The sequence below is a fragment of the Serratia sp. H1w genome, assembly GCF_000633355.1.
Classification (GTDB): Bacteria; Pseudomonadota; Gammaproteobacteria; order Enterobacterales; family Enterobacteriaceae; genus Chania.
Genome location: NZ_AYMQ01000040.1, coordinates 86355 through 93265, shown reverse-complemented (window position 1 = coordinate 93265; position 6911 = coordinate 86355). Strand labels below are relative to the sequence as shown.

At 54.2% G+C, this 6911-nt stretch carries 8 protein-coding genes; 5 read left to right on the top strand and 3 right to left on the bottom strand.

Annotation, left to right across the window (positions count from 1 at the left end):
- Positions 1-236 precede the first annotated feature (236 nt).
- Positions 237-500: a PAAR domain-containing protein gene (locus U869_RS0107390; protein ID WP_025119247.1), complete on the bottom strand. Its 264-nt coding sequence runs from the start codon at positions 498-500 to the stop codon at positions 237-239.
- An 804-nt stretch (positions 501-1304) separates the two neighbouring features.
- On the opposite strand from U869_RS0107390, the gene feoA reads away from it, so the two are divergent.
- The 3 genes from feoA to U869_RS0107375 all read left to right on the top strand — a co-directional run bounded on the left by feoA (position 1305) and on the right by U869_RS0107375 (position 4159).
- A complete protein-coding gene (feoA, locus tag U869_RS0107385) occupies positions 1305-1529 on the top strand; it encodes a ferrous iron transporter A (protein WP_025119248.1) in 225 nt (74 codons plus the stop codon).
- A gap of 75 nt (positions 1530-1604) precedes the next feature.
- Positions 1605-3920, top strand: coding sequence for a Fe(2+) transporter permease subunit FeoB (gene feoB, locus U869_RS0107380; protein WP_025119249.1), 2316 nt, complete (start codon positions 1605-1607; stop codon positions 3918-3920).
- Entirely contained in the window at positions 3920-4159 is a 240-nt protein-coding gene (locus U869_RS0107375; protein ID WP_025119250.1) for a FeoC-like transcriptional regulator, read from the top strand. Before feoB ends, U869_RS0107375 begins: the two co-directional genes overlap by 1 nt.
- 42 nt (positions 4160-4201) lie before the next feature.
- Here the strand turns inward: U869_RS0107375 and U869_RS0107370 are convergent, their stop codons facing one another.
- Positions 4202-4486, bottom strand: coding sequence for a YdgH/BhsA/McbA-like domain containing protein (locus U869_RS0107370; protein ID WP_025119251.1), 285 nt, complete (start codon positions 4484-4486; stop codon positions 4202-4204).
- Positions 4487-4785: 299 nt separating this feature from the next.
- Positions 4786-5556 carry a pimeloyl-ACP methyl ester esterase BioH gene (bioH, locus tag U869_RS0107365; protein WP_025119252.1) on the bottom strand — a complete coding sequence of 257 codons (771 nt, stop codon included), beginning with the start codon at positions 5554-5556 and terminating at the stop codon, positions 4786-4788.
- 32 nt (positions 5557-5588) lie between these two features.
- On the opposite strand from bioH, the gene gntX reads away from it, so the two are divergent.
- Both gntX and nfuA read left to right on the top strand, forming a co-directional pair.
- The gene (gene gntX, locus U869_RS0107360) at positions 5589-6272 is read left to right on the top strand and encodes a DNA utilization protein GntX (protein WP_025119253.1); all 684 of its coding nucleotides are present in this window, start codon (positions 5589-5591) and stop codon (positions 6270-6272) included.
- 58 nt (positions 6273-6330) lie between these two features.
- Complete coding sequence (gene nfuA / locus U869_RS0107355) at positions 6331-6906, top strand: Fe-S biogenesis protein NfuA (RefSeq protein ID WP_025119254.1); 576 nt, start codon at positions 6331-6333, stop codon at positions 6904-6906.
- The last annotated feature ends 5 nt before the right edge of the window (positions 6907-6911 follow it).

Here is a 6911-nt window from a genome sequence, read left to right as displayed (position 1 = left end):
GCGCTGCATGCTGCGCCCGTTAGAGCTACCAGATGATATGTAGTTACGAACAACAAGGAATGGAAATGAGTAGTCAACACCGAGAAGTGAGCAAGCTTTTGAGCTATGTATTACGCCATTAAACCGAATCTATCGGTTTCACACTGGATAGTGAGGGCTGGGCAAACATCGGCTTGTTTATCGCCAGTGCGGTGAAAACAGGCAGGGTTCTTGATCGGCAGCGAATAAAATAGCCGTCAGGCATTACATTCATGTTGTGAAGCAATCAGAGAGGCCCCACAGGCGGTTTTCATTCCGTCCAGGGCCACGGGCACCCCACCGACCAGTGCGGTTTGTGCACCAGAGACAATAGGAAAAACTCCTTTGCATTGAGGGCAGGAAACCAAATGCCCCACCAGCGCGACGTTCGTCCCGCAGAACTGCATCACTGACGATCCCTGCAGCACGACTCCACCATGAGAGGTTTTGTCACCTTGTAAAATCACGGCCTTACCTGCCATACATCCTCCTTGTCTCGCATTTCCTTAATACATTACAGGACGCTTCCATCTGAAAAAAGTATAAACATAAAAATTGCTAATGAATATTATACGCAATGTGAAGAAGGCCAAACTTTGGGGCGGGATAATATAGGGGAGGGAATTCGACGTAAATCCCATCCCCCTAAGCCTCTCCCCAAGAAGGAAGAATTAGCGTGCCACAAAGAATCCTCACAACGCCGATCCGCTCCCAGCCCTATGGGAGAAGCTTAAGGTGAGGGGCCTATTTTTGACGCACAACAATAAAATGATGATTTTTTGCTCCCTGGTTTGGTGCTATCCCCCACCACCTCCGTACCAGCAAAAATACCCCTTTGTTAACACTCTCTATTAACACCGTCTTGGCAAAACGGTGATTGTGCCGTAAACACAAATACTTACCCCTCTCATTTACAGCAATCGATGTTACCAGCTTCGCACCATGAATATCTCAGCCGAGCCAATAGGGCTACAACTGTTTCATCCAAGTAAGGAGATGCACAAATTTGCAACTTAATTAACCTTTTGCGCTCATTTGCAGTGCGTTGGGCTTAGTGCTAAAACTAAGGCAAGCAAACCGTCTCAGCTAAATGAGCCGCTACTTACAATTACCCACACATTCTGTATTGAATACGATAATGGTTATCACTATGATTCTGCGTATTCATTGCTCCGCTTTATAGCTCGGCGCTTCTGGCCCCATTCACCTTTTCACCGGTCGTCTGGGCAGCAAATGTTCTGAAGGTGGCATTCCTGTGGGAATTCCCAACGCATTGAGAAGGCAATATGCAGCTGCTTCCTAAACATACCTATAAAATTACCGGCTTCTCCAGCGAGATCAGCCCAGCCTACCGCCAGAAGTTGCTGTCGCTCGGCATGTTGCCTGGCTCGCAGTTTGACGTGGTGCGCGTGGCACCGCTGGGCGATCCGATAGAAATAAAAACTCGCCGCGTGAGCCTGGTGCTGCGGAAGAAAGATTTAGACCTGATCCTGCTCGATGGCCAACCGTAACGCGCTATCCCCGCCTCAGGCTGTTGCCGTGTGCAAACACGGCAGGTATTTAATTCACTGATATCACGTTGGTTTATGAAAAAAATCACTATTGGCTTAATCGGCAACCCGAACTCGGGCAAGACAACGCTGTTCAACCAGCTCACCGGGGCACGCCAGCGGGTCGGTAACTGGGCCGGAGTGACGGTTGAGCGTAAAGAGGGCCAGTTTACGACGCCGCAGTCGCAGGTGACGCTGGTTGATTTACCCGGTACCTACTCGCTCACTACCATCTCTGAGCAAACCTCGCTGGATGAGCAGATCGCCTGTCACTACATCCTGAGCGGCGATGCGGATATGCTGATCAACGTGGTCGATGCCTCCAACCTGGAGCGTAACCTCTACCTGACGCTGCAACTGCTGGAGTTGGGTATTCCGTGCATCGTGGCGTTGAACATGCAGGATATTGCCAAAAGCCAGAATATCGAGATCGATGTCACCGCCCTTGCCGAACACCTAGGCTGCCCGGTAGTGTCCATGATTTCCACCAAGGCTGACGGCATTGGTCTACTGAAACAGACCATCGACAACCACCGTTTCAATCAGTTGAAAGCGCTGGTGTCCTATCCACCCCTATTACTAAACGAAATCACGACGCTGACCGAGGCTATGCCTCAACAACTGCCTACCGAGCAGCGGCGCTGGCTGGCCCTGCAAATGCTGGAAGGCGACATCTACAGCCATCAGTTGGCCGGTAAAGCCACCGAGCTGCTGCCACAGGCCCGACTGGCGCTGCAACAGCAGCATCAGGAAGATCCCGCGCTGGTGATTGCCGATGCCCGCTACCAGTCGATCGCCACCATTTGCGATGCGGTCAGCAACTCACAGCAGGCGCTGCCAAACCGTCTGACGGAAGTGCTGGATCGGGTGATCCTCAACCGCTGGCTGGGGGTACCGATCTTCCTGCTGGTGATGTACATCATGTTCGTATTGGCGATCAACATCGGCGGCGCGCTGCAACCGATCTTCGATCTCGGTTCGGCGGCGATCTTTATCCAGGGTATCCAGTGGGTCGGTTATACCCTGCATTTCCCGCAGTGGCTGACCGTTTTCCTGGCGCAGGGCGTGGGGGGCGGTATCAATACCGTGCTGCCGCTGGTTCCCCAGATCGGCATGATGTACCTGTTCCTGTCATTCCTGGAAGACTCGGGCTATATGGCCCGTGCGGCATTTGTTATGGATCGCCTGATGCAGGCGCTCGGGCTGCCGGGTAAATCCTTTGTCCCGCTGATCGTCGGTTTTGGCTGTAACGTGCCATCGATTATGGGTGCACGCACCCTGGATGCTCCGCGTGAGCGCCTGATCACCATCATGATGGCGCCATTTATGTCCTGCGGCGCACGCTTGGCCATTTTTGCCGTTTTTGCCGCCGCCTTCTTTGGCCAGGATGGCGCGGGCGTGGTGTTCTCACTGTATATGCTTGGCATCGTGGTCGCCATTCTCACTGGCCTGGTGTTGAAATACACCATCATGCGCGGTGAAGCATCGCCGTTCGTGATGGAATTGCCGGTTTACCACGTGCCGCATCTGAAAAGCCTGCTGCTGCAAACCTGGCAGCGCCTGAAGGGTTTCGTGCTGCGCGCCGGGAAAGTGATCGTGATTGCCAGTATCTTTATTGGCGGTTTGAACAGCTTCTCGTTCAGCGGCCAGCCGGTAGACAGCATCAATGATTCCGCCTTGGCCTCCGTCTCCAAGGTGCTGACACCGTTATTGCAGCCAATGGGCGTGCATAATGATAACTGGCAGGCCACCGTTGGGCTGGTGACAGGGGCGATGGCCAAAGAAGTGGTGGTCGGGACGCTCAACACGCTGTACACCGCAGAAAACATCACCAATGAGCACTTCGATGCCGCTAATTTCAATCTGCTTGATGAACTGGGTGCCGCCGTCAACGAAACCTGGCAAGGTCTGAAGAATACCTTCAGCCTGAGCGTCCTCTCCAACCCAATCGAAGCCAGCAAGGGCGATGGTGAAATGGGTGTCGGTTCGATGGGCATGATGAGCAGCAAATTTGGCACGTCAATCTCGGCCTATAGCTATCTGATCTTCGTGTTGCTGTATGTGCCCTGCGTTTCGGTGATGGGTGCCATTGCGCGGGAATCCAGCCGTGGCTGGATGACCTTCTCTATCCTGTGGGGACTGAATGTGGCCTACTCGCTGGCAACGTTGTTCTATCAGGCCGCAACCTTCAGCCAGCATCCGCAATACAGCGCCACGGCGATCCTGATCGTGCTGCTGTTCAATGCGCTGGTGCTATTGGGCTTGCGCAAGGCACGTAGCCGCGTAACGATCCGCTTGCGTAGCGCCGCCTCGGCATCCTGTTGCCAAAGTTCGCAGGGTGACTGTCACTGATGGCCAGCCTGCTGCAACTCCGTGATGCGCTAGCCCTGCAGGGCGGCGCTCAGGCGCAACAGCTGAGCCACCAACTGGCGACACCCTTACCCTTGGTTGAGGCCATGCTGGAGCGTTTGACAGCGTTAGGGAAAGTTGAACGGCTTGAGCTCGACAGCAGCGAATGTCTGAGTGGCAGTTGCAAGAGTTGCCCGGAAGGGCTGGCGTGTAAAACGGTGATTTATCGTCTGAAGGGGTAAATACAGGGGCGCGATAATTTACCTGCGCCCCTGGCTTAGAGATTATTTCTTGTCTTTATATACTTCAGCTACTGCGCTGAATTTGCCGTGCTCACGAGCAGCCAGCACGACATAGTATTGGCCGCCTTTCTCATCGGCCAGCTTGGACAGCTCTTCTTTCAAATCCATTGGGTCAGTCGCTTGGGCGGTCGACGTTACAGTACCAATTTTCTCATACTTGCCCGGATCCTTAGCCAGCTCGTCCTTGGTGAGCAAGGTTGCAGCCATCGAACCGAAAGACACTGAACCTACAATCAACGCCGCAACGATCATCTTCAATGATTTCATGACAATACCTCTCAATGGATAAATTAGTTTTTATGAAAGCGACTAACAACAAATGCGTCATCGAGCTTGGCTACCGCGACGTCTAACAGCTTCGTTGCTTTCCCTGACGAAGCTCTCTCTGCCCAGAAACAAATCGCCAAAGTGAAAATTGATACGGACATATTCACCTTGCAGCCACGCATTTACCTCTTCAAGTATCGAACAGGTTCGATTTTTATCCACCCATTGATTAATTTTTTACCGCTGTTTTGTGCTTTTATAATCTGTAATCAATAAGATATCCCCGCCAGACCGCATCCTTACTCGGTTGCGACAAAGTGATTAATAATGTTAGCGAATGCTTCTGGATGAGAAATAAACGGCGCATGAGCCGCTTTGGCCATCACCACCGAGGTGGAGTTCGGCCACATTTCGTCTAGCAGGGATGCGACTTTGCGCGGCACCAATCCGTCGAGATAGCCATAAATCCGCAGTACCGGCATCGTCAGTGCCGCCAGTGACTGGCGTTGATCGACCGTGCGTAGCATCTCCAGCCCCCCATTAAGCACCTCAACGCCTGGCATCGGCTGATTGAGCACCACGGTTTTCAGTTGGCGTGCATCCTGACGGGCGCTTTCCGTGCCCAGCGTTTGCAACGCCAGGAAGCGTTCCACGGTGCGCTGAAAATCATGACTGAGCTGCTGCTGGAAGCCACTGAGCACTTCCGGGCGGATCCCCGGCCACGCATCGTGCGCCGTAAAGCAGGGCGAAGAAGCCACGGTGATCAGCCCGGTCACCCGCTCAGACTGCATAAGGGCGATCTGCCCTGCCACCAGCCCACCGAGGGACCAGCCCAGCCAATAAGCCTGCTTGGGTGCGGCGGCCAGCACTATCTGCGCCATCTGCGTTAACGAGACGGCTCCATAACCCTGGCTGCGGCCATAGCCCGGTAAGTCCACCAGGTGCAGACGAAAATGCGGAGCCAATCGCTCCAACGTGCAACCCCAGACCTCGGCATTCAGTCCCCATCCGTGCAGCAGCACAAGATCGCGATCGCCTTCACCTATCGTTTGCCAGTACAGCTCTGTCATCAATTAGTATCCTGTTAAAAGGAGGTGACGCTATGCTACCAATCCACAGCCGCTGTTGGCTATGCCGACAGCCATTGCGGCTAATGCAACAGGGCATCTGTAGCTACTGCCTACGCTCGCTGCCCGTAAAACCCTGTTGCTGTCCTACTTGCGGCTTGCCCAGTAGCGATCCCCATCAGCCCTGTGGGCGATGCCTGCAAAAACCGCCCCCTTGGCAAGCGCTGGTATTTGCCACAGATTACCGCCCGCCCATCAGCACCCTGGTCAGAAATTTCAAGTTCCAGCAGACACCGGCGCTGGCTCCCACGCTGGCCCGTTTGATCCTGCTGCACTGGCTGCAAGCACACCGAGAGCAACATCTGAACAGACCGGAAGTGATTTTAGCGGTACCCTTACAGGATAAACGCTGCTGGCGGCGCGGTTATAACCAAAGCGATCTGCTGGCTCGACCACTGGCCCGCTGGTTGAGCTGTGAATATCACCCTGCGGCATTGCGCCGGATCAGGGCGACGGCGCCACAACAGCAATTGATAGCGCGCCTGCGGCGGCGTAATCTGCGCGGTGCTTTCCGTTGTGATGAGGATCTGGCTGGCAGGCATGTAGCACTGCTGGATGATGTGGTTACCACTGGCAGCACCATGGCGGAAATCGCTACACTGTTACAGCGTCAGGGCGTCGCCTCATTGCAGATTTGGTGCGTTTGCCGCACGTTGTAGTACCAGGGCAATGGGCGTATTATAACCTACTATAGAAGTCAACTATTGAGCTAATGCTATGATCCGTATAACAGATGCTGCACAGGAACACTTTGCCAAACTGCTGGCAAGCCAAGAAGAAGGCACCCAAATCCGCGTATTCGTGATCAATCCGGGTACGCCGACGGCCGAATGCGGTGTCTCTTATTGCCCGCCAGACGCGGTGGAAGCAACCGACACCGAACTCAAATTTGAGAGGCTGTCCGCTTACGTCGATGAGTTGAGCGCGCCTTATCTGGACGATGCCGAAATCGACTTCGTCACCGATCAGCTCGGCTCACAGCTGACGCTGAAAGCGCCTAACGCCAAAATGCGTAAAGTCGACGACAATGCGCCGCTGATGGAGCGCGTAGAATACGTGCTGCAATCACAGATCAACCCGCAGCTGGCTGGCCACGGTGGCCGCGTTACGCTGATGGAAATCACCGACGACGCACTGGCCATCTTGCAGTTCGGCGGCGGTTGCAACGGTTGTTCGATGGTGGATGTCACGCTGAAGGAAGGGATCGAGAAAGAGCTGCTGCAAAAGTTCCCGGAACTGAAAGGCGTGCGCGATCTCACCGAACACCAGCGCGGCGATCACTCCTACTACTGATACTC

Coding starts and splice junctions, on each gene's coding strand:
- gntX (WP_025119253.1), top strand. CDS start 5,589: ATGCTACCAATCCACAGCCGCTGTTGGCTATGCCGACAGCCATTGCGG.
- feoB (WP_025119249.1), top strand. CDS start 1,605: ATGAAAAAAATCACTATTGGCTTAATCGGCAACCCGAACTCGGGCAAG.
- U869_RS0107375 (WP_025119250.1), top strand. CDS start 3,920: ATGGCCAGCCTGCTGCAACTCCGTGATGCGCTAGCCCTGCAGGGCGGC.
- U869_RS0107390 (WP_025119247.1), bottom strand. CDS start 500: ATGGCAGGTAAGGCCGTGATTTTACAAGGTGACAAAACCTCTCATGGT.
- nfuA (WP_025119254.1), top strand. CDS start 6,331: ATGATCCGTATAACAGATGCTGCACAGGAACACTTTGCCAAACTGCTG.
- U869_RS0107370 (WP_025119251.1), bottom strand. CDS start 4,486: ATGAAATCATTGAAGATGATCGTTGCGGCGTTGATTGTAGGTTCAGTG.
- feoA (WP_025119248.1), top strand. CDS start 1,305: ATGCAGCTGCTTCCTAAACATACCTATAAAATTACCGGCTTCTCCAGC.
- bioH (WP_025119252.1), bottom strand. CDS start 5,556: ATGACAGAGCTGTACTGGCAAACGATAGGTGAAGGCGATCGCGATCTT.